The sequence below is a fragment of the Gilvimarinus chinensis DSM 19667 genome, from assembly GCF_000377745.1.
Taxonomy (GTDB): Bacteria; Pseudomonadota; Gammaproteobacteria; order Pseudomonadales; family Cellvibrionaceae; genus Gilvimarinus; species Gilvimarinus chinensis.
The window spans coordinates 381,011-403,380 of record NZ_KB898708.1 but is presented as its reverse complement, the minus strand read 5'-3'; the positions used below and the strand labels follow the sequence as shown (position 1 = coordinate 403,380).

General features: G+C 50.9%; 23 protein-coding genes and 1 tRNA gene. 12 read left to right on the top strand and 12 right to left on the bottom strand.

Annotation, left to right across the window (positions count from 1 at the left end):
- The first annotated feature begins 49 nt into the window (after positions 1–49).
- Complete coding sequence (uvrB, locus tag D568_RS0111320; protein WP_020209718.1) at positions 50–2,056, top strand: excinuclease ABC subunit UvrB; 2,007 nt, start codon at positions 50–52, stop codon at positions 2,054–2,056.
- Between the two features lie 21 nt (positions 2,057–2,077).
- Here the strand turns inward: uvrB and D568_RS0111315 are convergent, their stop codons facing one another.
- The 5 genes from D568_RS0111315 to D568_RS0111295 form a co-directional block, all read right to left on the bottom strand.
- Positions 2,078–4,519 carry a bifunctional serine/threonine-protein kinase/formylglycine-generating enzyme family protein gene (locus tag D568_RS0111315; protein WP_245551631.1) on the bottom strand — a complete coding sequence of 814 codons (2,442 nt, stop codon included), beginning with the start codon at positions 4,517–4,519 and terminating at the stop codon, positions 2,078–2,080.
- 54 nt (positions 4,520–4,573) lie between these two features.
- A complete protein-coding gene (locus D568_RS0111310; protein ID WP_040516717.1) occupies positions 4,574–5,410 on the bottom strand; it encodes a PP2C family protein-serine/threonine phosphatase in 837 nt (278 codons plus the stop codon).
- Between the two features lie 149 nt (positions 5,411–5,559).
- On the bottom strand, positions 5,560–8,481 hold the full coding sequence (locus D568_RS0111305) for an insulinase family protein (protein WP_020209716.1): 2,922 nt from the start codon (positions 8,479–8,481) through the stop codon (positions 5,560–5,562).
- A gap of 7 nt (positions 8,482–8,488) precedes the next feature.
- Positions 8,489–9,076, bottom strand: a complete 588-nt coding sequence (locus D568_RS20005) for a tRNA-uridine aminocarboxypropyltransferase (protein WP_040516611.1) — start codon at positions 9,074–9,076, stop codon at positions 8,489–8,491.
- Positions 9,066–9,395 carry a GIY-YIG nuclease family protein gene (locus tag D568_RS0111295; RefSeq protein ID WP_020209714.1) on the bottom strand — a complete coding sequence of 110 codons (330 nt, stop codon included), beginning with the start codon at positions 9,393–9,395 and terminating at the stop codon, positions 9,066–9,068. Before D568_RS0111295 ends, D568_RS20005 begins: the two co-directional genes overlap by 11 nt.
- A 14-nt stretch (positions 9,396–9,409) precedes the next feature.
- Between D568_RS0111295 and D568_RS0111290 the strand changes: the two genes are divergently transcribed.
- Entirely contained in the window at positions 9,410–10,213 is an 804-nt protein-coding gene (locus D568_RS0111290) for a methyltransferase domain-containing protein (protein WP_020209713.1), read from the top strand.
- Here D568_RS0111290 and D568_RS0111285 read toward each other — a convergent pair.
- Entirely contained in the window at positions 10,202–10,672 is a 471-nt protein-coding gene (locus D568_RS0111285; protein ID WP_020209712.1) for a J domain-containing protein, read from the bottom strand. The genes D568_RS0111290 and D568_RS0111285 overlap by 12 nt on opposite strands.
- A 152-nt stretch (positions 10,673–10,824) precedes the next feature.
- Between D568_RS0111285 and D568_RS0111280 the strand changes: the two genes are divergently transcribed.
- The 10 genes from D568_RS0111280 (at position 10,825) to D568_RS0111235 (ending at position 19,949) form a co-directional block, all read left to right on the top strand.
- On the top strand, positions 10,825–12,615 hold the full coding sequence (locus tag D568_RS0111280; RefSeq protein ID WP_020209711.1) for a hypothetical protein: 1,791 nt from the start codon (positions 10,825–10,827) through the stop codon (positions 12,613–12,615).
- Positions 12,612–13,166: a hypothetical protein gene (locus D568_RS0111275; protein WP_020209710.1), complete on the top strand. Its 555-nt coding sequence runs from the start codon at positions 12,612–12,614 to the stop codon at positions 13,164–13,166. The genes D568_RS0111280 and D568_RS0111275 overlap by 4 nt, the downstream gene beginning before the upstream one ends.
- Before the next feature lie 35 nt (positions 13,167–13,201).
- A complete protein-coding gene (locus D568_RS0111270; RefSeq protein WP_040516606.1) occupies positions 13,202–14,236 on the top strand; it encodes an agmatine deiminase family protein in 1,035 nt (344 codons plus the stop codon).
- Positions 14,230–15,111: a carbon-nitrogen hydrolase gene (locus D568_RS0111265; protein WP_425401967.1), complete on the top strand. Its 882-nt coding sequence runs from the start codon at positions 14,230–14,232 to the stop codon at positions 15,109–15,111. The genes D568_RS0111270 and D568_RS0111265 overlap by 7 nt, the downstream gene beginning before the upstream one ends.
- Position 15,112: 1 nt before the next feature.
- A complete protein-coding gene (locus D568_RS20000; RefSeq protein ID WP_020209707.1) occupies positions 15,113–15,820 on the top strand; it encodes a GGDEF domain-containing protein in 708 nt (235 codons plus the stop codon).
- Between the two features lie 11 nt (positions 15,821–15,831).
- Positions 15,832–16,305, top strand: coding sequence for a thioredoxin-dependent thiol peroxidase (gene bcp / locus D568_RS0111255; RefSeq protein WP_020209706.1), 474 nt, complete (start codon positions 15,832–15,834; stop codon positions 16,303–16,305).
- A 321-nt stretch (positions 16,306–16,626) separates the two neighbouring features.
- Positions 16,627–17,064: a helix-turn-helix domain-containing protein gene (locus D568_RS0111250; RefSeq protein ID WP_020209705.1), complete on the top strand. Its 438-nt coding sequence runs from the start codon at positions 16,627–16,629 to the stop codon at positions 17,062–17,064.
- Positions 17,065–17,185: 121 nt separating this feature from the next.
- On the top strand, positions 17,186–17,518 hold the full coding sequence (yajC, locus tag D568_RS0111245; RefSeq protein WP_020209704.1) for a preprotein translocase subunit YajC: 333 nt from the start codon (positions 17,186–17,188) through the stop codon (positions 17,516–17,518).
- Between the two features lie 74 nt (positions 17,519–17,592).
- Complete coding sequence (locus tag D568_RS0111240) at positions 17,593–18,591, top strand: 1-aminocyclopropane-1-carboxylate deaminase/D-cysteine desulfhydrase (RefSeq protein WP_020209703.1); 999 nt, start codon at positions 17,593–17,595, stop codon at positions 18,589–18,591.
- Positions 18,592–18,605: 14 nt separating this feature from the next.
- Entirely contained in the window at positions 18,606–19,949 is a 1,344-nt protein-coding gene (locus D568_RS0111235) for an alanine/glycine:cation symporter family protein (protein ID WP_020209702.1), read from the top strand.
- Here D568_RS0111235 and D568_RS0111230 read toward each other — a convergent pair.
- The 6 genes from D568_RS0111230 to D568_RS0111205 all read right to left on the bottom strand — a co-directional run bounded on the left by D568_RS0111230 (position 19,946) and on the right by D568_RS0111205 (position 22,353).
- A complete protein-coding gene (locus D568_RS0111230; RefSeq protein ID WP_020209701.1) occupies positions 19,946–20,269 on the bottom strand; it encodes a TusE/DsrC/DsvC family sulfur relay protein in 324 nt (107 codons plus the stop codon). The genes D568_RS0111235 and D568_RS0111230 overlap by 4 nt on opposite strands.
- 30 nt (positions 20,270–20,299) lie before the next feature.
- Complete coding sequence (tusB, locus tag D568_RS0111225) at positions 20,300–20,605, bottom strand: sulfurtransferase complex subunit TusB (RefSeq protein WP_020209700.1); 306 nt, start codon at positions 20,603–20,605, stop codon at positions 20,300–20,302.
- Entirely contained in the window at positions 20,605–20,964 is a 360-nt protein-coding gene (tusC, locus tag D568_RS0111220; RefSeq protein ID WP_020209699.1) for a sulfurtransferase complex subunit TusC, read from the bottom strand. The genes tusB and tusC overlap by 1 nt, the downstream gene beginning before the upstream one ends.
- Positions 20,965–20,967: 3 nt before the next feature.
- Entirely contained in the window at positions 20,968–21,360 is a 393-nt protein-coding gene (tusD, locus tag D568_RS0111215) for a sulfurtransferase complex subunit TusD (protein ID WP_020209698.1), read from the bottom strand.
- Positions 21,361–21,412: 52 nt separating this feature from the next.
- On the bottom strand, positions 21,413–22,090 hold the full coding sequence (locus D568_RS0111210) for a Bax inhibitor-1/YccA family protein (protein WP_020209697.1): 678 nt from the start codon (positions 22,088–22,090) through the stop codon (positions 21,413–21,415).
- A 172-nt stretch (positions 22,091–22,262) separates the two neighbouring features.
- Positions 22,263–22,353, bottom strand: a tRNA-Ser gene (locus D568_RS0111205).
- Between the last annotated feature and the right edge of the window lie 17 nt (positions 22,354–22,370).

The following is a 22,370-nucleotide window of genomic DNA, read 5'->3' as shown; positions in this document are numbered from 1 at the left end:
TAGGTTTTGCAGGGTAGAATGGGTTTTTGCATAACTTATATCGGCACTTATGACTAAACAATTCTCGGTTGAAAGCGACTACCAGCCTGCGGGTGACCAACCTACTGCAATAGCGGGGCTGGTAGATGGTCTCGAATCTGGTTTGGCTCACCAAACCCTACTTGGGGTAACCGGCTCGGGCAAAACTTTTTCCATCGCCCACGTGGTGGCTCGTGCGCAGCGGCCCACCCTGGTGATGGCACATAATAAAACTCTGGCCGCACAGCTGTACGGTGAATTCAAAGAGTTTTTTCCTCACAATGCCGTTGAATATTTTGTTTCTTACTACGATTATTACCAGCCCGAGGCGTATGTACCCTCGTCAGACACGTTTATTGAAAAAGATGCCTCGGTAAACGAGCACATAGAGCAGATGCGTTTGTCGGCGACCAAAGCGTTAATGGAGCGCAAAGACGCTATTGTCATTGCAACCGTGTCGGCCATTTACGGCCTGGGTGACCCAGAATCTTACTTAAAAATGATTCTTCATTTGGTGCGCGGGGATCGCATTGATCAGCGAAAGATTCTGCGACGCTTGGCCGAGCTGCAATACACTCGTAACGATATGGATTTTCAGCGCGCAACCTATCGTGTGCGTGGTGATGTCATCGATATTTTCCCGGCGGATTCTGAGTTTGAAGCGGTACGGGTTGAATTGTTTGATGATGAAATAGAGCAGATTTCCATTTTTGACCCGCTGACCGGCGAGGTGCTGAACAAGGTGCCTCGTATGACGATTTACCCTAAATCTCACTATGTAACGCCCCGCGAGCGTATCGTGCAGGCCATTGAGGATATTAAAGTCGAGTTGGATGAACGGCTGAAACAGCTGCGCGACAACGACAAACTGGTTGAGGCTCAAAGGCTGGAGCAGCGCACCCGCTACGACCTGGAAATGATGCAAGAGCTTGGCTACTGTAACGGCATCGAAAATTATTCCCGCTATCTGTCTGGGCGAGACCCAGGCGAAGCGCCTCCTACGTTGTTTGATTACTTACCTGCAGAATCGTTGTTGGTCATCGACGAGTCCCATGTGACTGTGCCGCAGATTGGCGCCATGTATAAAGGTGATCGCTCCCGTAAAGAAACCCTGGTGGAATACGGATTTCGCTTACCGTCGGCGCTGGATAATCGCCCCATGCGCTTTGACGAATGGGAGGCGAGGGCGCCGCAGATGATTTTTGTTTCGGCCACTCCCGGACCCTATGAGAACGAGCACGCCGGTCAGGTAGTAGAGCAAGTGGTCCGCCCCACGGGTTTGGTGGACCCGGAGGTGGAAATTCGGCCCGCTACCACTCAGGTGGATGACGTGCTATCCGAGTTAAAGCGCAAGGTTGAGGCCGACGAGCGGGTATTAATTACGGTATTAACCAAGCGTATGGCTGAAGATTTAACGGAGTATTTGATCGAACAAGGGGTACGGGTACGCTACTTACACTCAGACATTGATACGGTCGAACGGGTCGAAATCATTCGTGATCTACGCCTGGGGGAATTTGACGTGTTGGTGGGCATCAACCTGTTGCGTGAAGGCCTCGATATGCCGGAGGTGTCTCTGGTGGCCATTTTTGATGCCGACAAAGAAGGCTTCTTACGCTCTGATCGCTCATTGATTCAAACCATTGGCCGCGCGGCGCGAAATGTGAACGGCAAAGCGATTCTCTACGCTGATCGAATAACAGGTTCCATGCAGCGTGCACTGGATGAAACTGAGCGCCGTCGTGAAAAACAAGTTCAACACAATCTTGAGCATGGCATTACCCCTCAGGGTATACGCAAAAACGTGGCGGACATTCTTGAGGGCGCGCAGGTGCCGGGCGCTGGCCTTAAGGGGCGGCGTAAAACCGATAAACGCGGTGCGGCAGAGTCGGTCGTTATTGCTGAAGGTGGTGATGTCTTTAAGCAGATCGAGCGCCTGGAAAATGAAATGATGAAGGCGGCAAAAGATCTTGAATTTGAGAAAGCAGCCGCGCTTCGGGATCAAATTCAAAGCTTAAAGCATCAAGCTGCGGGGTAGTGAAACGGTTTTTTTCGGTTGTTAAAACTGTTCCACAACCAAGCGAATGCCAATGTCTGTATGGTAGGTGTGCTGCGGTTGAAAGCGGCGGCTGTAGCTGTTTATGGCTTCAGCGTCATCATTCATTGAGCCGCCCCGTACCACACGGGCGGGGCAGTTTTCTTGCTGATAGGCCTGGCTGGAAGCGTCAGCGTTGTCATAAGTGTCGCGATAGCAGTCTTCAATCCATTCGGCAACATTCCCTGCGGTATCGTGCAAACCAAAGCCGTTGGCGGCAAAACTTCCCACCGGGGCGGATTCAGAGCGAAATAAACCAGTGTACTCACTGTCGCAATGGCGGCGGCAATTGGCTTTGCCACTGGCGTCTTCTGGGTTGTCACCCCACCAATAGGCGGTGTTTTTCCCCGCTTTAGCCGCGTATTCCCATTCGGCTTCGGTGGGCAGGCGGTAGGTTTTTCCCGTTTGGTTGCTGAGCCATTTGGCATACAGCTTAGCTTCTTCCCAGCTGATATTAATGACCGGGCGCTGTTCTCGGCCCCAGCGATTATCACCAGGTAAGGGCATAGACTGATGCTTTGCAAAACGCTCGTACTCTTCAAAAGTGACTTCGTACTTGCTCATGGCAATAGCATTTTCTAGCGTGACTGTATGACCCGGACTTGCTGCGGTTTCCGGCCCCCCCATATTAAAGCGCCCAGCAGGGATAACTGTCATTACTGGCCCTTTGCCGCCACTGGCCAGGCTGTCTTGAAATTCGCTGCCGGGTTCACGAGAGGGCGCTAAAGTAACCTCAAGGCGTACATCTTCATCTTTAATTTGCGTCCACTGTAAATATTTGCGGTATCCGGGGGCTGTGACCTCCACCTGATAACGACCGGAAGCAAGGGCAATGCCCTCGTGATACTTTTCGCGAATGTTCATTATGCGCACCCGTGCATTGGCGGGTTTAGTCTGAACGGCAAGAGCAAACAGCGTATCACTTTCGTTGGGTTCGGCAGGTATTGACGATTTAGCTGCATCAGAAGCTTGTGCAGAAACTGCGCTGCTGTCTGGCTCGATGGCAGTGACGGTTTGCGAAGCTGGTTCTGATTTATCTTTGTCGGCTGGTGCGGCGTTGTCGTCAGTTGTCGTCGTCAATGAAGTTTGTTCATCGGCTAGGTTTGGGGTTAGCGCGTTGTTGTGCTCCGCTGCCAAAAGCGGTTTATTTTTAAAGGGCTCTACGCTTATGGGGGGCTCACCCGACCCTGTTTCGTATTGACCGGTCGCACTTGAAGCCTGGCCGGCTGAGGTTGATTCTGATGTGCTTAACGGGCCATGAAGGGTGGTTGTTAACTCTGGCTTGGTGTTGCTTGAACCTTGCCAAATCAATAAAACAATGGCGATAACACAAACCGCACAAGCCGCGATTATTAGCTGTCTATTTAACAAAGGAATCTCTCGCCAGGCAACAAGCAAAGTGTTTGCCTGGGCTTGAGGGTGAACCTTGGTTTCAACCAGTGTGTTTTGTTGTGTTAAGCGATGGGTCGAAGTGTCGATTTGGTTGTCCTGGCGAAAGAAGCCGCGTTTTTTATTAAATCGCACAGCACTCACATAGGATATGCCCATGGCCACGCCGTTTTTCACACTGGCTCGGGTTCGCCGTGCCAGCAGGTTGAACAAGTTACCGAATTGACTAACCAGCCCACCCTGAGAGGACAAAAAGTCTTCGCCTTGTTCTCGCATTTGCAGTTGCAGCACATCAATGTCATGAACAAGCTCACGACCATTTTGATAACGTTTGGCGGGATCCTTATCCAAAAGTTTATCAAGTATTGGTTGGAAGCGAATGTAATGGGAGGGTAAAGCAGGCAGTGGGGCGGCCAAATGTTTTAGTGCGATCGCCACAGCCTCTTCGCCCTGATAAGGTACAGAGCCTGTGAGCATTTCATAAAAAACTATCCCAAGACTGTAAAGGTCAGACCGAGAGTCCACCGCTTTACCCCGCGTTTGCTCGGGGCTCATATAATGAGGGGTACCTACAACCGTACCGGCGTGGGTCGCTCGTGAATGTAATGATTGCGCTCGCGCCACGCCAAAGTCAGTGAGCACTGCAGACCCGTCATCACGGAAGAGAATGTTCTCCGGTTTAATATCTCTGTGAACATAGCCTTTTTCATGGGCGTGATCTAATGCGGCGCCGATTTCTTTTAAGATTTTCAGCGCTGAGGCACCCTCCATTCCCGCAAGCATTTTGTCGTGAATGGAGCCTCCGGGGAGGTAGTCCATTGCGATGTAGTTCAAATTATCATGCTTGCCAATGTCGTAAATCGAGACAATATGCGGGTGTGATAATTGACCGACGATATTGGCTTCACGCTGGAATCGTTCGCTAAAACTAGGATCGCCATTCAGGGCAGGGGACATCACTTTCAGTGCGACCACGCGGCCGACACTTTCTTGAATAGCCAAATACACGGTCGACATGCCACCGTGATTTATTTTGCGAATTATTCTATAGCCGGGTATTTGCATGTCGGTTTAGAAAGTCGTCCAGTAAAGCAAGGCAAAAAGCGCTAGCAGTGCCGCACTGTATATAGCCGCATCCAGGCGACGATTATGAGTAAATACCGGCACCCACTCCAGTGCCGAGAAAAAACCTGTTTTGGGTTGTTTCGGGGCGGCTATAATCTGGACAGTGACATTGTCGCGACCGCCAGCGTTCAAAGCCGCTTTAACCAGCTCACGAGTGGCCTGCTCGGGGGATCGACTGCGCTGTAAAATTGCGCTTATTTCGGTCTGGCTCAGCTCATCTGTTAATCCGTCGCTGCACAGAAGCAGCCATTGTTGTGCCTGCCAGTTGCGGCTCAGGGTGTCGACTTTAACCGTATCCATTTCCTGAGAGCCCAGGCACTGGGTAATAATATTTTTGTCTGGATGGGTTTCAGCATCGGCGGGGTTAATGGCACCACTTGCAAGCAGCATCTGCACATAGGAGTGGTCGGTCGTTAGTGCTTGCAAGCCATGCTCTGGAGAGTATTGATAGGCGCGGCTATCGCCCACCCAGGCAACCTCGAAGGTTTCACCGTGATGTTTCAGGGCGACCACGGTCGAGCCCATTCCCTCTGCGCCAATGCCGTTGTCGGCTGCGGTTAAAATGGCGCGATGCGCGCGTTGTATGGATTCGCTAAGAGGCAGACCTGAGTATTCTTTCAAGGTGTCGCGTACGATGGCACTGGCGACTTCACCGGCGTCGTGGCCACCCATGCCATCGGCGACCATCCATAACGCCTGGTCGGGCAAGCTTAAGAAGCAATCTTCATTATTGCTTCTTTTGCTGCCTGGGTTGGTCAACGAACTTGAATCCAGTTCTTGCATAGCTGACGGTTTCATCCCGGTTATGGCTTACATTGGTGTGTTAGCCATACTACTCCATCGGTTATTGTTGTTGGCGGGACCCAATAGGTATTTTTGTAATTGGGGCGCCGCCATTTTCTGTCTTTCCTTGAGTTAATACTTGCGCCAGTTTACAGGTTTTTTATCTCCAGCCCCATAGTTTCCGCGACCTGTTTTGCTGAGCCTGGAATCACCGCGGCAAGGCTCGCGCGCTCTGGCTGTAAGTAGGTTTTAGCCACTCGCTTGAGGTCTGCTTCGGTGACGTCTAGCACTCTGGCGCGAAAGGATTCTCGCTTTTCGCGGCTGCGGCCAAACAGCTCGGCATGGAAGGTTTGCTTTGCTTCACCGGCGGGAGAGGCGGGCTTGTCGATGCTGCTGATTACGCCGAGGATAGACTGTTCGATTTCATCGCTCTCAATGGGTTCGTTTATTGCCCATTGTATGGACTTATCAAAGTCGGCAAAGGTGTCCGCAAAGCGCGGGTCTCGGTATGAGAAAAATCGAAAAGCGCCGCTGTTGTTGTCTTGGCTGGCTCCACCACCGTAAGCGCCACCCTGTTCACGAATACGGGTATGTAAAAAACCATTGCGTAGCACGCCGGCGAGTACGGTGAGTGCTGGAGCGTCAGTATGATCCGAAGCAACCGTTGGATAGGCCTTGGCACAGAAGTTAACTTGCGTGTTGGTAACCCACGCTTGTTTGATCTGCTGGTTTACTGGAATAAACGTAAGCGGGTTGGTGTGATCGGATGGGGGCTGTTGCCATACGTCGGCTAATTGCTCTCGATTGGCGTCTAGTTGTTCGGGCTCGGTCACTAATAACAACTGGCGTGGTGCCCGCAGTAACTTTATATGTAAGCGCTGTAAATTCTCGGCTAGTTGCTCCCGTCCCTCTGCTGTGGAGTTATTGGTGTCCAAGGCGATGAGCCGTGAAATCGCTTCCAGACCGCCCAGTTCGTGAGACAGTTTGGCCGAAGGCGATAAGCCTGCCGCCGCAGCGGTCATGGCAAGACCGTGCCCATTTCCAGTGATTGATTGTTCGCGGCGGGCGCGAGCTTGGGCAATCAATTCACGCAAGCGATCGTGTTCATCAAACCGAGCCAGGGTGAAGGTGTCATTGATAAGCTGCGCACAGGCGTGTGAATTACGCGTCAACGCTTTTGCGGAAAGTGTTAGATAGGCAGAGGTCGCCTGTGGGTCGGTACCGTTACTGCGAATGGATACCCGAGCAGTGATAGCGCCCACCAGTTCTGCTTGTTTTTGTTGTACGGCTAAATAATCCAGATCACCGTGGCCGACTTCGGTAAGGCACATGCTGTAAATTGCCAGCAGTTGTTGTTCCTGCTCACTTAACTCGGGCAGCTGTACTACCAGCTGTTGATACACCAGCCCATTGGTACCTACACCATAGCAACGCAGCGGATAATTACCGAGCCTTTCCTGAGTGCCAGCGGTGTAAGGCATGGCGGCGGGAATATCTTGTAAGGTAACCTTGGGTAAAATTGAGTCATCGTCTTTTTGCGCCTGACGCTTTGCCAGTGCTTGGGCCTGAGCTACGATGGATTCAGATTGCTCTTGAGTCAATGCACTTTTAATGCTGGCTAAACGAGCTGTTTCTGCCTGTTGAATACGCTCGCCCATTTGGGTGTCAGGGCGCAGTGTTAAGGTCACTCTGTGGCTGTTATCTAAAAACAGCTTCTTTATAGTGCGTTGCACGAAATCGGGCTCCGCTACTTTTATACGCAGGCTGGCCAGTGCGCTGTCTAAATCCAGTTGCGCAATTGGGTCGCCACGGTGGGTGGCGGCGGTGAGAGCTGTCATAATCAGCTGCAAGCCATAGGGGAGGCCGTCGCCGCCCACTTCGCGCTGCGATAGCTCCAGTTGATGTAACGAGGATTCGAGTGCGGCTGCGGGCACTCCGTCGCGCGCCACTTGCTCCAGAGTACTAACAATTAAATGCTCGATTTCTAGGGTAGATTGGCTCGCGCAGCCTTCAAGACCGCAGACAAAACTCATTTCATATTGGCTGTCGTCCAACCCGCACAGCGGTGAGGGCGCCTGCCCAAGGTCGGTTTGTTCCAACGCCTTTTGCAGCGGCGATGCACTGTTGTCCAGCAAAACACTGGCTATTAGGTGGGCTTCGAGGGCGGCTTCCAAATCTGTGGCTTTGTTCAACAGCCAGCCGATGACAACGTGGGTTTTGTTGTCCTTGGTTTCTGACTCGTCGGCATCAAGAGGGTAAGCGTCTTCTACACGAATTGGGCTGTGCAGGCGTTTGAGTGGCGCCACCGCAATTTCGTGGTCGAGCGCTTCAACCCCGTTCAGCGCCTGGGTTTCGAAACGCGCCTGATGGGTTGCGGCATCGATATCGCCGTAAGTCATAAAAATCGCGTTACTGGGGTGATAATGGGTGCGATAAAAGGCTTGCAGCTGTTCGTAGGTTAAATCTGGAATATGTTCGGGATCACCGCCGCTGTTGTAGTGGTAGGTGTTGCTGGGAAATAAATGGCTGGAGAGCTTTTGCCACAGTTGCGCCGGAACAGAACTCATGGCGCCTTTCATTTCATTGAAAACAACACCTTTATAAACCAGCTCTGATTGCGGGTTGTCGGCTTCGGCGAATTCCAGTCGATGGCCTTCCTGGGCGAAGTCCAGTTTGTCGAGCGAGGCAAAAAATACGGCGTCCAGATACACATCCAGAAGATTGTCAAAGTCTTTACGGTTTTGGCTGGCAAACGGGTAGGCGGTCCAGTCGGAGCTGGTAAAGGCGTTCATAAAGGTATTCAGTGAGCGCCGGGTCATCATAAAAAACGGGTCGCGAACCGGGTATTTGGCACTGCCGCAGAGGGCCGTGTGTTCAAGGATATGAGCGACCCCGGTTGAGTCCTGAGGCACGGTGCGAAGCGCAACCAAAAAGACGTTTTCGCTGTTGTCCGATGCCAGGTGTATGTGCTGTGCGCCGGTTTGGTTGTGACGATAGAGCTCAACGCGAAGGTTCAGGGCGTCTAAGTGAGCGCTGCGCTCTAGGGTAAAAGCGGGGTGGGTATTGCTCATAGTTTACTCAGTTAATGGGTTTACTTCTGTTGGGGTCGAAACCGACCAGGGTGTCCATAAATTGATCAAAATGGTTCAGTAGTGGACGATAGGTGGCTTCACACGTTTCAAGCTGTTGCAAAGCGTAACAACTTGCTTCCAGTGTGGAAAGCTGCCAGTTATTTTTTGCTTTTCGGATACGATAATTGCCTGAGTACTCTTTGCTTAACGATAACCGCGGCAGCTTGGCAAGGGTGGGGTTCAAAAACAACATTTTATGGCTTTTACGCCAAGTGGCATCAATAATAATCAGAGTTTTCGGCTGGTCGGGGGGGGGCGTGTTTGCCGCTGGGCCACCATCGGTTGGTGGGTAAAGTAAAACGGCCTGCTGTAAATAGGCTTCGAGTTGTGCAGGATTAAATTGCTCGCCAATCAGCAGCTGTGAATGATTTAACGAACGGTGCAGTAGTTCGCCGGTATTCTTGGCGTGAGCCGTTTCATCCGGGTGCTGCAAAATCAGGGTAAAGGTACGGTTGTCCGTTGGTGTGATAAACGGACACAGGCAGCGTTGCTTGGGTCTGTCGCACAGAGGACACAGGATACGTTTACTGGGCACGACAAGCTGGCGACAGAGCAGGAACGGGCAGGGGTGAGTCGCTGCTTAGCAGCTTGAGCTTTTGTGGTCGGCTGAGCTTTTTTATTGCCGCTTCGCGTTTGCTGGCACTGGAGCGATCTTGATAAGGCTCCACTCGGCACAGCTTGCGCGGGGCACTGGTGCGAAAAAAACGGGCGCCCGCTTTGCCCTGGCAGTGTTCGCGCCAGCGTCGCTCTACGTCGGTGGTGATGCCGGTGTATAACTGGCCGTTGTCGCATTCGATAATATAGGTGTACCACATCCCGCTATAATAGCGCCGCACGCGCCAGACGGCGAGCATAATCCGGAGCTTGTATGCCAAAACAAACCACACAAGATGATCGAAACTTCGACGATTTGGCCGAGCGCTTTAATCGCAATATCTACGGAGGCCTGAAGGGTCAAATCCGGCTGGCAGTATTGCAGCGCGACTTTGCGGATTTTATGCCTATTGCACCTTATGTTCCTCTCACCCCAAACGGCCATTTGCGCATACTGGACGCTGGTGGCGGACAGGGCCATTTTTCGCTGCCTTTGGCCGCAGCAGGCCACAGTGTGATGTTGTGCGATATTTCAGCAAAAATGCTGGATAAGGCTCGTGACCGCGCTCACGATTTAGAGTGCCTGCAGCGCGTCGAATTTAAGCACCAAGCAGCGCAAACGCTAAAGGCGGATGAGCCGTTTGATGTGGTTATTTGTCATGCTTTGCTGGAATGGGTGGTGCAGCCTATGGAGTTGCTGGCCAGGCTGCTTACTAAAGTAAAGCCCGGTGGCTATATGTCGGTTATTTTCTACAACCAGCATTCGCTAGTGTATAAAAACCTGCTGCGAGCGAATTACAAAAAAATTCTAAATCAAGATTACAAGGCGTATCGGGGCAGCTTAACGCCCATCAATCCGCTGTTACCAGAACAGGTGAGAGAGTTTTGCCGCGAGAGCGGGTTTCAGCAGCTATGTTGCAGTGGCATCAGAGTGTTTCACGACTACATTTTAGACCCGCAGTTGCGCGCCGCGGACCCTGATGCCGTTATTCAACTCGAGCTGGCTCACTCTCGTCAATTACCCTATCGAGATATGGGGCGTTACATCCACCTGCTGCTAAAACGATCAGACCTGTAGGGACTTCAGCAAGACGTCCTTAGCCTGATTGATTCGACTGGCCAGGTAATCATTGCCCCCGCGATCCGGGTGCACCTTTTGCATTAGGCGTTTGTGGGCTGTAATGATTAATTCTTTATTCAGGCGTCCTGCCGCGAGCTCCTGTTCAAGCCCCAGAATTTCAGCGGCTTCCTGTGGCTGGATCACTCCACTGGTTTGTGTTTTTTTAGCGCGCAAAAAGGGTAATATCTGAGGCAGTAAGCTGAGTAAAGGTTTGGCCAGTGCTACCAGGGCACCTAGAGCTGCGCCCAGCCAGTGAATCCTGCCGGTGAGGGCTAAGAACACCAGTGCGATGATGAGCAGAACAGCTAAAAGCTGCATGATGGATTTACGTTTTTGTTGCGAAGGCTGCTTTTTTAACCAGGAATAGCCAAAGAAGATAAGCCCCAGCAGCAGTAAAACAGGTAATAATCTAAACATATCAGAAACGCGCGCGGGTTCGGTATAGAGTAAGTTACTTTAACAGATGGCCGTAGCTCTCGGTAGCGAGGTTTTAAGGTCGCTTAATCCCCGAGTGTCGGTTATCCTTGCGGCGAATCATGTTGACTGACCGCCAGGCTTGGAGAATTCTTATGTTGCAGTTTTTACGCTCAGCGGGGCAAACTCTGGCTGCAACGGCACTTGTGTCTTTAGTGGGCTGTGGCGGCGGTGGCTCGGATAGCTCCTCTGCATCGAGTGTGGCGCAAAGCTCTATTTCCAGTGATGTCCCCTCATCTTCTCAAGCTTCTGAGTCTAGTTTGAGCAGCTCACAATCGTCTAGCCCGTCCTCCTCGTCGGTGAGTTCAGAGGCTTCTCTCTCTTCCAGCTTGTCCAGCTCAAGCACCGCCAGCTCTGAAGCGACGGTCACATTGTCTGGCTCGCTCAGCTATGATTTTGTGCCTGTGTCCACCCAAGGCCTGGATTACAGCGCTACAGAGTCTCGCCCCATTCGGGGGGCGGTGGTGAATTTATTGTCGGCATCTGGGGAGGTGCTAGCCTCCGTTGAGTCGGATGATGCCGGTGATTACCATTTTGAGGTTACCGCCGCAGAGCAGGTGCAGTTAGAGGTTGAAGCTCGCTCAAGGCGAACCGGCGATCAACGGTGGCACTTACGAGTAGAGGATAACACCTCAGGTAATGCGCTCTATGCCATGCGTGGTCGCTTACTGAGTGTGGGGTATGCGGATTCGGTGCGGGATTTACATGCCCCCTCAGGATGGACGGGCTCGAGTTATGGCTCCGACCGCGTTGCTGCGCCCTTTGCAATTCTAGATACCGCGTGGGGGGTTCTGCAGCAGGTGCTTGCACTCGACCCTCAATTAGCGTTGCCGGTGTCTAGGTTTCGGTGGTCCATTCATAATAAGCCTAGCGTGGGTGAGGTTTCTAATGGCGATATAGGTACCAGTTATTACGATGGGGAAGCGTTGTATATTCTTGGGGCTGCCGATTTTGATACCGACGAATATGACCGTCATGTTATCGCCCATGAGTGGGCGCACTTTTTTGAAGATGCCGTCGGCGGGCGTTTAGATTCTATTGGTGGGCCCCACGGACAGGATGATAAGTTGGATCTGCGGGTGGCCTACTCTGAGGGCCTGGCGAATGCCGTTGCTGGCTTCACCTTATCAGATCCGATTTACTTAGACAGCCTCGGGGCCGGTCAGCGCCAAGCGGTAGGGTTTGATATTGCCCGTGGTGTGGTAGAGCAGGGGGGGTGGTTTAATGAATCCTCATTACAACAGGTATTTTATCAGTGGATGAGTGAGGTAGGACTGGCGCCGCTCTATTTCACCCTGGGGTCGACGGGATATGAAAACAGTGATGCTTTTGCCAGTGTATTCTCGTTTACTGCACAACTGGCTCAAGAAGCCCCCGATTCCTTGCCGCGTTTCACTGAGTTGGCGACTGGGCAAAATATCAATAGCCTGCACCGCTTTGCGCAAGGCGAGAGCAATAGCGGCAATACCCCAAATGCTTTGCCTGTGTATGAAGAATTGATTGTGGGGCAGACGCTTCGCGTGTGTAGCTCGCAAGAAAACGGTCTGGTCGGTGGGGGGTACGAGTCGAACTACAACAAACTCGGTTACAGCCGGTTTATTCGTTTTTCGCCAGAGCTTCCAGCGCTGTACGAAATTCAGGTTGAGGTTGCGAGTACTCCTGTTAATGAACCGGACCCAGATTTTGAATTGTATTGGCGAGGCTCTCTTGAAGGCGGTGGTTTTAGTTCGGAAATCGGCCGCGAGAAGCAAACTCTAGCGCTCAGTGCGCAAAAGAATTACATTTTGTCGGTTTATGATTACGCCTCTCACCCGAATATTGGTACGGCTTTTTACGAGCCTACCTGTATGGATGTCAGTATAAATGCCGTAGGAGCAGAGCCATGATAACGCGGATTCAACGCTGTGCCTTATCTCTTGCGCTGGTATTGGTTCTTTGCGCTTGCGGTGAACAAGATGTGGCAAATAAGAGTAGTGCCGCACAGGACGGTTCACACTCACACAGCGTGCACACGGCTGGCACAAGTCAGCAGGTGCGCGGAAAACCCTCTTTGAATGTGCAGTTGCTAACGCCTGAGTTTACGGTTGCCGGCAACGGTTTTGAGGAGGTTGAGCTACAGCTGGCGGTTCCCCGGTCAGAGGAGTCCTTAATCGTCAGTTTTGAACCTTCTCAAGCGGTTGATGTGTATGGCGAGCTGACTCAGCAGCTAGCGGTGGTTGATGGTTTGGTCCGAGTTCCGACTCAAGTGAGAGTGAAGCACTCAGGACGGCACCACTTAAATGTATTGGTAGAAATGCTCCCGTCATCTGGCTTGAGTAAACGCTCGTTTGCTATTTTGTTGGTTGCTGGCGACGAACCTGAAGCCTCTAACAGGCAGCTAAAAGTTGACAGTGCTCCACAAAAAGTGATTTTGCCTGCGCAAGAAACCGTCTATTAACCGTTACAGCCCTTTCATTAAAACAGAGGCCAATAGTGACTCAATTTACCTTGCTACCTGAGTGGTCGCCGCAGGCGGCTGTTATGTTGACTTGGCCGCACCCTGACACAGACTGGGTGGATATTTTAGAGCGAGTAGAGCGTGTTTATGTTGAGCTGTCGAATATCATAGTTCAGCGCAGCCACTTATTGATTGTCGCCCCCCAGATTATACACTCTCACATTCAACGACTTTTGATAGCAAAAGGCATATCGACCTCTCGCTACAAGCTGTTTGCTTGCGCAACCAATGATACCTGGGCGCGTGATCACGGGCCTTTAACCGTGAGTGATGGCAAGTCGACAAAGTTATTGAACTTTGTATTTAATGGCTGGGGTGGAAAATTCGAGGCAAGCCTGGATAACCAAATTAATACGTATTTAGACGGTGCTGACGTCTTCAGTTGTGCTATGCAGTCTATTGATTGGGTCTTAGAAGGCGGCGCTATCGAAATTGATAGTGTGGGGACTTTATTGGTTACCAGTGCCTGTTTGCTCAATCCAAATCGCAACCCAGGCGACGATAAAAAACGGGTCGAGCAACGGTTAACTGAATATTTAGGTGCCAGAAAAATTAATTGGCTGGAGAGTGGCTATCTCGCGGGTGATGATACTGACAGCCATATAGATACCTTAGCTCGACTTGGGCCGGACGGAGCTTTAGTGTATGTAGGGTGCGATGCGCCAGATGATGAGCATTACGACGAGCTGCATCAAATGGAGCAGCAGTTGCAAGCCTTGACGGACGCGAATGGCAAGCCTTATCGGTTACACCGGTTGCCTTGGCCGGCCCCGATATTTGATAGTGATGGGCATCGCTTACCGGCGACTTATGCAAACTTTTTAATCTTAAATGATTCGGTGCTTGTGCCAACTTATAGTGATGAGGCAGACACGGAGGCGCTTGCTGTGATTGGTCGAGCTTTTCCAGGCTATGAGATAATAGGTATCAATTGTCTCCCTTTGATTGAACAACATGGCAGTTTGCACTGCGTCACTATGCAAATACCTCACGGAGCTATCGAATTTTGAATCAATTGAACGTTGGAATTGTGCAGCAGAGCTGCTCTGCTGATTTAGAGGCAAACCTCGACAAGAGCGTAGCCGGTATACGTAAAGCCGCCGCCGAGGGCGCCAGCTTGGTCGTGCTACAGGAGTTGCATCGGGGGTTGTATTTTTGCCAGCAAGAGGATGTGGCCGAGTTTGATCAAGCCGAAACTATTCCCGGCCCAAGTACGAATCGCCTGGGTGAGCTGGCGCGTGAGCTGGGTATAGTGATCGTCGCCTCATTATTTGAAAAGCGTACTACCGGCTTGTATCACAATACCGCCGTCGTTATTGAGCAAGATGGTTCGATCGCTGGAAAGTACCGCAAGATGCATATTCCCGATGATCCGGGGTTTTACGAAAAGTTCTATTTCACTCCAGGGGATCTTGGTTTTACACCCATTGACACATCCGTAGGCAAGCTGGGTGTGCTGGTTTGCTGGGATCAGTGGTTTCCAGAGGCGGCACGTTTAATGGCAATGGCTGGTGCTGAACTTCTAATTTACCCAACCGCGATAGGCTGGTTTCCGGGTGATGACAGTGCAGAGAAACAGCGCCAGCAAGATGCTTGGGTGACCGTGCAGCGCTCTCATGCTGTGGCTAACGGGGTACCGGTGATTAGTGTTAATCGTGTTGGTCATGAGTCCGACCCTGCCGGAGGGGAGGGCATCGACTTCTGGGGGCACAGCTTTATTGCCGGCCCTCAGGGGGAGTTTTTAGCAAAACTTGGTGATGCTGAAGCCGTTTCTGTGGTCGCTGTGGATAAGCAGCGTTCCGAAGATGTCCGTCGAATTTGGCCTTTTTTGCGTGATAGACGGATTGATCACTACGGTGATTTGACTAAATTACTGCGGGATTGAAGTGGCTGATTCGGATTCATCTGAACGTTTTCAAAACAGCTGTAAAGCTGGCGATGACTGCCCCTGGGTTAATGAGGTGCAGGTTTTGCGTGAGCAGGTAAAGTTGTTATCGGAGCAGGCTCATACCGATGCCCTGACCGGGTTGTATAACTTCCGTTATTTCAACCAAGCACTTGGCTGTGAGATGGAGCGCGTTCAGCGTACAGGTCAGCCGTTATCATTAGTGCTTGCCGATGTGGATCATTTTAAGCGCTTTAATGATCGCTATGGCCATGAGCTGGGTAATACACTGCTGCAGCAAATATCGGTTTGTTTTGAGCAACAACTGCGCAAACTTGATATTGCTTGCCGCTACGGCGGTGAAGAGTTCGCTTTAATTTTACCCTCTACGGATTTATTTGAGGCTCAAGCTGTCACCCAGCGAATACGCAAAGAAGTTGCGAGCTTGAGGGTGATTCACAGCGAAGGCGAGGTGTACACCACGATGAGTTTTGGGATTGTTTGCTATCGGGCGAATCAGTCTCACTCGTTGAATGAGTTGGTTTCACTGGCCGACGCGCAACTTTATCAGGCCAAAGAAAGGGGGCGTAATCGGGTGTGCGTTGCGGCCGACCCTGTCCCCATAGATGCAGTAACCAATGAAGAGAAAGCGGCTTTGTTCGCCTCTATGCGAGATCCTATTAACGAATCAGATCCCCCTACCAGATAAGAGGAGTCGGTATGAGTTTTCCCAAAGTGGGTAATTTAGCCCCCGTGTTTACGTTGGAAAATCAGCGAGGCGAGAAAGTTGCCTTAAAAGACTTTCGTGGCACGAGTAATGTTGTGGTGTACTTTTATCCAAAAGCGATGACGCCTGGGTGTACAACTCAGGCTTGTGGTATCCGCGATACTAAAGAGGAGTTGGCTGCACTGGATACGGTTGTGTTGGCCATCAGTCCAGACCCCGTTGCACGGCTGGCCAAATTTGAAGACAAACATGAGCTGAACTTTAATTTGTTAAGTGACGAAGATCATAAAGTGGCTGAAAAATATGGGGCGTGGGGCCTGAAAAAGTTTATGGGGCGTGAATTTATGGGGGTATTACGAACATCCTTTTTTATCGACAAAGAAGGGCGTTTAAGACATATTTTCGACAAAGTTAAAACAAAGTCCCACGATCAGGATGTACTTGCTTACCTAAAAGAAAACTTCTGATTTGACATTAACAGTTTGCTCTAACCGGTTCTTCTTATAGAGTTTATTCCTGAAGTGGGGCCGGTTTGTGACCGGCTGCATAAAACCACAAAAAGGCCGCTACAAGTGTCAAAAATATCCGCCATCTGACTTATACTCTTCGCAGCCTAATCATTCGCTGATGAGATATATGCCATCGGCTTCTAAGGTTGGGCGCAGAGTGACAATAGTATTCTTAATAATGCGCCAAAGTTGATTGTTATTCTGGTGCGATAACTATATATTTTGCAGACGACAGAGACGTACATTTATGCTTTTAGCTAATGGCACAAGGAGCGCCCCATGATTCAATTGCAGCGGTTGAGCCCTCAAATTACCGATGCGGACGGCTTTACCCGATCAGGTATCCGTTCTTATCATGAGTATGTAGTCCTCGCTGAGTTGCCGAATGTCGAAGGCGTGTCTGCTAAGGTGCTAGAAGCCCTGCAGAAGCGTGTTGGTCATTCTCCCATGGCCATCGAGTATATAGCGGAAGACCTGGCCTTATCGAAGCGTACACTGCAGCGCCGTTTACAGCAGCAAGGTGCCAGTTTTGCTCAATTACGCGACAGTTTGCGTTTTCACTATGCAATAAAGTATTTGATTGACGACCACATGAGTGTTGATTCTGTATCGTCTGCCTTAGATTTCTCAGACCGAACAAGCTTTACCAACGCATTTAAGCGTTGGACCAACCTCTCTCCAAGCGTATTCCGTAAGTTGTTTCGCGATTACGCATAAAGGGTCTGCGTTACCTCAATCGCCTAAAAAACAGTCGCTTTTGCGGCTGTTTTTCATTTCAATTGCCGATCTTAAGCAAAAACGGTAGAGTTACGCCTTTTTTAGCCTGCGAGGTAATTCCATGAGTTTTTTCGTCCAGAGTGCTTGGGCCCAAGCTGAAGCCGCTCCACAGGGTGCCCCGATGTTTGTCAATCTGCTGATGTTTGGCGGCTTGTTTTTATTTATGTATTTGCTAATTATCCGTCCTCAGCGCAAGCGCCAAAAAGAGCATCAGAATTTAGTCTCTGCTTTGCAAAAGGGCGATGAGGTATTACTTACCAGCGGAATGCTCGGTAAGGTGATGAAGGTGGACGATAACTACATCGTTTTAGAAACGGGTAATAATATCGAGCTTAAATTCCAGAAAGTCGCTGTTCATGCCGTTTTGCCAAAAGGCACCATTAAGTCTATTTGAGTTTGGCTAAATAGGCTGGCTTTTCTTTATTCTGGCTCCACTTATAATGTGCGTAAACACAGGTGGAGCTCAGGATGAACCAACTTAAATTCCCTCCGCGCCTCTGTCTGGCGCAACTGCCAACACCTTTTAAACCCTTACCAATACCCACTTACTCGGGTGATCGACGCTTGTGGATTAAGCGCGATGACCTTACCGGCTCGCTACTGAGCGGCAATAAGGTTCGCAAGCTGGAATTTACCTTGGCAGAGGCGCTCTCCCAAGGCGCCGATACCCTGATTACATGCGGTGGTTTACAGTCCAATCATTGTCGGGCCACCGCGGTTCTTGCTGCTGAACACGGGCTGGGTTGCGAGTTAATTCTGCGAGGCGACCCGCCAGCTGTTAGCGATGGCAATATGCTTCTCGCTCAGCTCGCCGGCGCGAAATTGCACATTTATGGCGCAAGAGAATATCAGCATAAGCTGTCCAGCTTGCTAGTAGATCATAGCGAGCAACTGGTCCGAGAAGGGAGGCGCCCCTACATCATCCCTACGGGGGCCAGTGACGAAGTGGGATTGTGGGGGTACGTCAAAGCAGCTCAAGAGCTGGCGAATGATTTCCAGTCCGAGGGGCTCGAAAGCCCTTTGGTTGTCTGCGCTGCCGGCTCTGGTGGCACCTTGGCAGGTCTTGCTGCTGGTCTGGCTCATTATTGTCCACAGGCCCGTGTGTTGGGAGTCGCGGTGTGCGATAGCGCCGCTTATTTCCGTGCCCGTGTAAAAGAAGATATTGCCGGGGCTATGAAGCGCTACAGCGACAGTGGCCTTAGTGTGCCCGATAACTATTGGGTGAATGATCAGTATATAGGCCCTGGCTATGCACTTGGCTACCGGTCACTGTATGACTGTATCGCGCGCATTGCTGCCAATACCGGCGTTATTCTCGACCCGGTGTATACAGGTAAGGCGTTTTACGGCATGTTAGATTTGCTGGAGAAAAGTCAATTGAGACAGAGTGATATTGTTTTTGTGCATACCGGTGGAATATTCGGTGTTTTTCCTGAGCGCGAGGCAATGCAAATTAATAACCCTTGAATAGCGGACCAATCATGGAAGTTTTAGAGCAGTTTTTCTCGACCTTAAGCGGTTTTATTTGGGGTAAGTATTTCCTTTTGTGGCTGCTGCCGTTGGTGGGCGTTTTTCTGATGATTCGGCTGGCGGGGTTCCCTTTGCGGCGTATACCCGAGGCCTTTGCTCGTTTGTGGCGAGGCAGGCAAAGTAATGCCGAAGGGGAAGTTACACCGTTTAACGCTCTGATGACGGCTTTGTCGGCCACTATCGGTACGGGCAATATCGTCGGTGTTGCGACCGCTATTGGTTTAGGCGGTCCTGGTGCGCTCTTTTGGATGTGGTGTATGGCCCTTGTGGGTATGGCAACTAAGTACGCTGAGGCCGTATGCGCCGTGCATTTCAGAGAAAAAGATGCCTCGGGGCACAATATCGGTGGCCCCATGTATTACATCAAAAATGGTTTGGGTGCCCGCTGGCTTTGGCTGGGTGGCGCCTTTGCCTTTTTCGGTTGCATGGCTGGGTTCGGTATCGGCAACACTGTACAGGCGCACTCGGTGGCGGATGCCCTCTACGGTAGCTGGCAGGTTCCTAAGGCCGTCACCGCGGTGATGCTAATGGCCTTAGTTGCTGTGGTGCTGGTGGGTGGTGTTAAGCGTATTGGCGAGGTGGCCGGGCGGCTAGTGCCCACCATGGGCGTTGCTTACGTGTTGTGTGGCCTCGTTGTTATTGTTGTGAACATCAGCTCGGTTCCCGCGGCTTTCGCTTTGATTTTTGACAGCGCCTTTAATGGCACCGCTGCTGCTGGTGGTTTTGCGGGTGCCAGTGTGGCTATGGCTATTCAGTTCGGTGTGGCACGAGGCGTGTTTTCTAACGAAGCGGGGCTTGGCAGTGCGCCTATTGCTCATGCTGCTGCTAAAACAAATAATCCCGTAGAGCAGGGCATGGTCGCTATGTTGGGAACCTTCCTCGATACTATTGTTGTTTGCTCAATTACTGGGCTTGCGATTATTTGTACCGGCGTTTGGCAGGGGGAAGCTCTGGGCGCACAAATGTCTCAGGCCGCTTTTACAGCGGGCTTACCGGGCGGGTTCGGTGAAGTGGTAATTACGTTAGCGATTGCCCTGTTTGCTTTTACTACGTTATTAGGCTGGAGTTATTACGGCGAACGCTGTGCTCAATTCTTATTTGGTGCGCGAATTATCATGCCCTTTCGGGTTGTTTGGGTGTTGGCGATCTATGTCGGGGCTACTGCTGATTTGTCAGTGGTATGGATTGTGGCTGACGTACTCAATGGCTTGATGGCCGTGCCCAATTTAATCGCACTTATATTGCTGTCGGGGCTGGTGGTGAAATTAACCCGCGAATACCGCAAAAAGCATTAAAAACAGTTGGCTGGACGCGGAAGTCCAGCCAATTTATTAACCATTAGCGCGGGATGGGGTGGAAAGAGTTGGAGTAAATAAATGCTTCGCCCTTTCTCTTTGCCTAAGTGTTGCTGAACATAGCGCACCAGAGCACGGCTGGCTGGAGCAAGTTCAAATTCGCGGTAAAACTGTTGTACTAAATCAATAACTTCCCAGTGAGCGTCGCTCAGCTCAATCTGGTTTTGTTCAGCAAGGATTGTGGCTACAGTGGGTGACCAGTCCTGTAAGTTACACAGGTAACCGTCATTGTCTAATTCTGGCAGGGGTATTTCATTCATGATTCGTGTAGGGCGAGATTCTCAATTAACCTAATACCAGCTTTGAATGCACTGATGCTCGCAGCTTAAGCGCACAAAGTCTTTGTCGTCGATCAGTGTAATTCCCTCGAGTACCTGCAGCTCGCCGCGTGCCAGAGTGTCCTGTTTTAATGCGTACACCGACACACCCAGTTGTATTTTTGCGCGAATATCTTCGGCGCAGGGCGACTGAGACGTGCCGCCGTAAACGCCGTCCTCAATAAGAAGTAAAGCGTCTTCGTTGGTGCACAGAAGTAGACAGCTGTGCAGACAGTTGTCGGTAAAGGGGGATTTATTAACCGTATGCAGTGTGCTCATTAAAAGCTAAGGATGTGTTGTTGTGACGCAATGAGCGCCTGAGTCTGTTCATTGGTTAGCAATTGTACGTTATTTAAGCTAAGAGAGTCACGGCTTATGCCTCTCGATTGTAGCGAAGGCTCGTGGACGTAGACTTCTTCTACCCCAAAAATAGGTAGCGCACTGAGGTTTTTGGTGATGTCTTTCTGGTTGATGTGCGAAGGCTGTTGACCTTTAAGTAGTTGCCACACCCCGTCATCCATAAATAACAATTTAATGTCCTGTTCGTAGGCGGCGGCGGCTAGCACCGTGTCTAAGGCTTCACGCGCCAGGGCGTTGCCAGAAGGGGTATGACGGCTGATGCATAACATACTGGTCATTATTTAAGCCCCGAAAGTGATGGTTCGATCGGATGTGGCAGATGCCTCGATCAATTGCCCCAAACCGCTTAGGGTAAAGTCTTGCGAGAGATTAGCGGCACTTTTTTGGTAGCGTTGTTGTTCATCTGCATCTAAAACACCGCGCCTGAGCGCTGCCGCGATACACACGATAGCGTCTAACTGGTTCTCACGGATAAGCGACTGCCACTGCTCAGTCAGTTTGTATTCGTCCTGAGGGGGTGCGGATAAGGATGATCCCGTGTGCACACCGTCGCCATAAAAAAATATTCGTTTCAGGGTATGACCTTGTTCCAGTGCGGCGCGACAAAAGCGAAGTGCGGTAGAGTTTGCGGCGCTGGAGTAGGGCGCACCTAGAACGACAACGGTAAAAATCATTTGATAAGTCTGGATAGTAAAAAGCCCCTTGCGGGGCTTCTTGAGGGTGCTTTTAGTCTTCTGCTGCACCCAATAAGTGGAGCAGGCTGGTAAAAATATTAATGATAGCTAAGTACAGGCTGGTAGTTGCCAGAATGTAATTACGCTCTCCGCCATGGATGATGTTGCTGGTTTGAAACAGGATGATAGCGGACATCAACAAAATAATACCGGCAGAAAATACCAGATGAAGAGTTTCAAGGTGGTAGCCAAACAAAGAGGCGCCAACCAGAAGCAGCATAGCGCCCAGCATAATCATAACGCCCATCACCACAAAGCCTTGCAAAAAGCTGAAGTCTTTACGGCTAATCAGTGCGTAAGCAGAAAGGCCGAGGAAGGTAAAAGCGGTACCGCCTAAGGCTTGTAGAACTATCGTGCCGCCATTAGCGGTGGCAAGGTAGTAATTTAAAATCGGGCCCAAGCTTGCACCGATAAGGCCAGTAAAGGCAAATACCACTACCAGGCCAGTGGCAGAGTTGGCGGTACGGGGCAAGACAAACCAGATCAGCCCCATGGCTACGAGCGACATAACTATGCCCAGCGTGTGTGGCATATTCGCAGCCATAGCGATGCCGGCAGTTACAGCGCTGAATGCTAAAGTCACAGACAGTAATAAGTAAGTGTTGCGCAAAACGCTACTGACTTCAGCGGACTGCGCAATAGCAGAATCTACAGTGCGTATTTGTTCCATGAGATCTCTCCGGTTAAGGTTGACTGCGGCCAATCATACAAGGTTGATTAGGCAAAGCAAAGATATGCAGGTACTTATGTTGGGGCGTGTTTTGTGAGTTGCAAGTGTGAGCAATAGGGGGCTCAAACATAAAAAAAAGCGCCTTGCTCTGAGAGCAAGGCGCTTTTTAATATGGCGGAAGGGCAGGGATTTGAACCCTGGGTAGGCTATTAACCTACGCCGGTTTTCAAGACCGGTGCATTCAACCACTCTGCCACCCTTCCGAGGTGGGGCAAATTAT

Excerpts from the sequence above, each read along its gene's own strand:
- uvrB (WP_020209718.1), top strand. The coding sequence starts at position 50 with ATGACTAAACAATTCTCGGTTGAAAGCGACTACCAGCCTGCGGGTGAC.
- D568_RS0111315 (WP_245551631.1), bottom strand. The coding sequence starts at position 4,519 with ATGTCGACCGTGTATTTGGCTATTCAAGAAAGTGTCGGCCGCGTGGTC.
- D568_RS0111310 (WP_040516717.1), bottom strand. The coding sequence starts at position 5,410 with ATGCAAGAACTGGATTCAAGTTCGTTGACCAACCCAGGCAGCAAAAGA.
- D568_RS0111305 (WP_020209716.1), bottom strand. The coding sequence starts at position 8,481 with ATGAGCAATACCCACCCCGCTTTTACCCTAGAGCGCAGCGCTCACTTA.
- D568_RS0111295 (WP_020209714.1), bottom strand. The coding sequence starts at position 9,395 with ATGCTCGCCGTCTGGCGCGTGCGGCGCTATTATAGCGGGATGTGGTAC.
- D568_RS0111290 (WP_020209713.1), top strand. The coding sequence starts at position 9,410 with ATGCCAAAACAAACCACACAAGATGATCGAAACTTCGACGATTTGGCC.
- D568_RS0111285 (WP_020209712.1), bottom strand. The coding sequence starts at position 10,672 with ATGTTTAGATTATTACCTGTTTTACTGCTGCTGGGGCTTATCTTCTTT.
- D568_RS0111280 (WP_020209711.1), top strand. The coding sequence starts at position 10,825 with ATGTTGCAGTTTTTACGCTCAGCGGGGCAAACTCTGGCTGCAACGGCA.
- D568_RS0111275 (WP_020209710.1), top strand. The coding sequence starts at position 12,612 with ATGATAACGCGGATTCAACGCTGTGCCTTATCTCTTGCGCTGGTATTG.
- bcp (WP_020209706.1), top strand. The coding sequence starts at position 15,832 with ATGAGTTTTCCCAAAGTGGGTAATTTAGCCCCCGTGTTTACGTTGGAA.
- D568_RS0111250 (WP_020209705.1), top strand. The coding sequence starts at position 16,627 with ATGATTCAATTGCAGCGGTTGAGCCCTCAAATTACCGATGCGGACGGC.
- yajC (WP_020209704.1), top strand. The coding sequence starts at position 17,186 with ATGAGTTTTTTCGTCCAGAGTGCTTGGGCCCAAGCTGAAGCCGCTCCA.
- D568_RS0111240 (WP_020209703.1), top strand. The coding sequence starts at position 17,593 with ATGAACCAACTTAAATTCCCTCCGCGCCTCTGTCTGGCGCAACTGCCA.
- D568_RS0111235 (WP_020209702.1), top strand. The coding sequence starts at position 18,606 with ATGGAAGTTTTAGAGCAGTTTTTCTCGACCTTAAGCGGTTTTATTTGG.
- D568_RS0111230 (WP_020209701.1), bottom strand. The coding sequence starts at position 20,269 with ATGAATGAAATACCCCTGCCAGAATTAGACAATGACGGTTACCTGTGT.
- tusB (WP_020209700.1), bottom strand. The coding sequence starts at position 20,605 with ATGAGCACACTGCATACGGTTAATAAATCCCCCTTTACCGACAACTGT.
- tusC (WP_020209699.1), bottom strand. The coding sequence starts at position 20,964 with ATGACCAGTATGTTATGCATCAGCCGTCATACCCCTTCTGGCAACGCC.
- tusD (WP_020209698.1), bottom strand. The coding sequence starts at position 21,360 with ATGATTTTTACCGTTGTCGTTCTAGGTGCGCCCTACTCCAGCGCCGCA.
- D568_RS0111210 (WP_020209697.1), bottom strand. The coding sequence starts at position 22,090 with ATGGAACAAATACGCACTGTAGATTCTGCTATTGCGCAGTCCGCTGAA.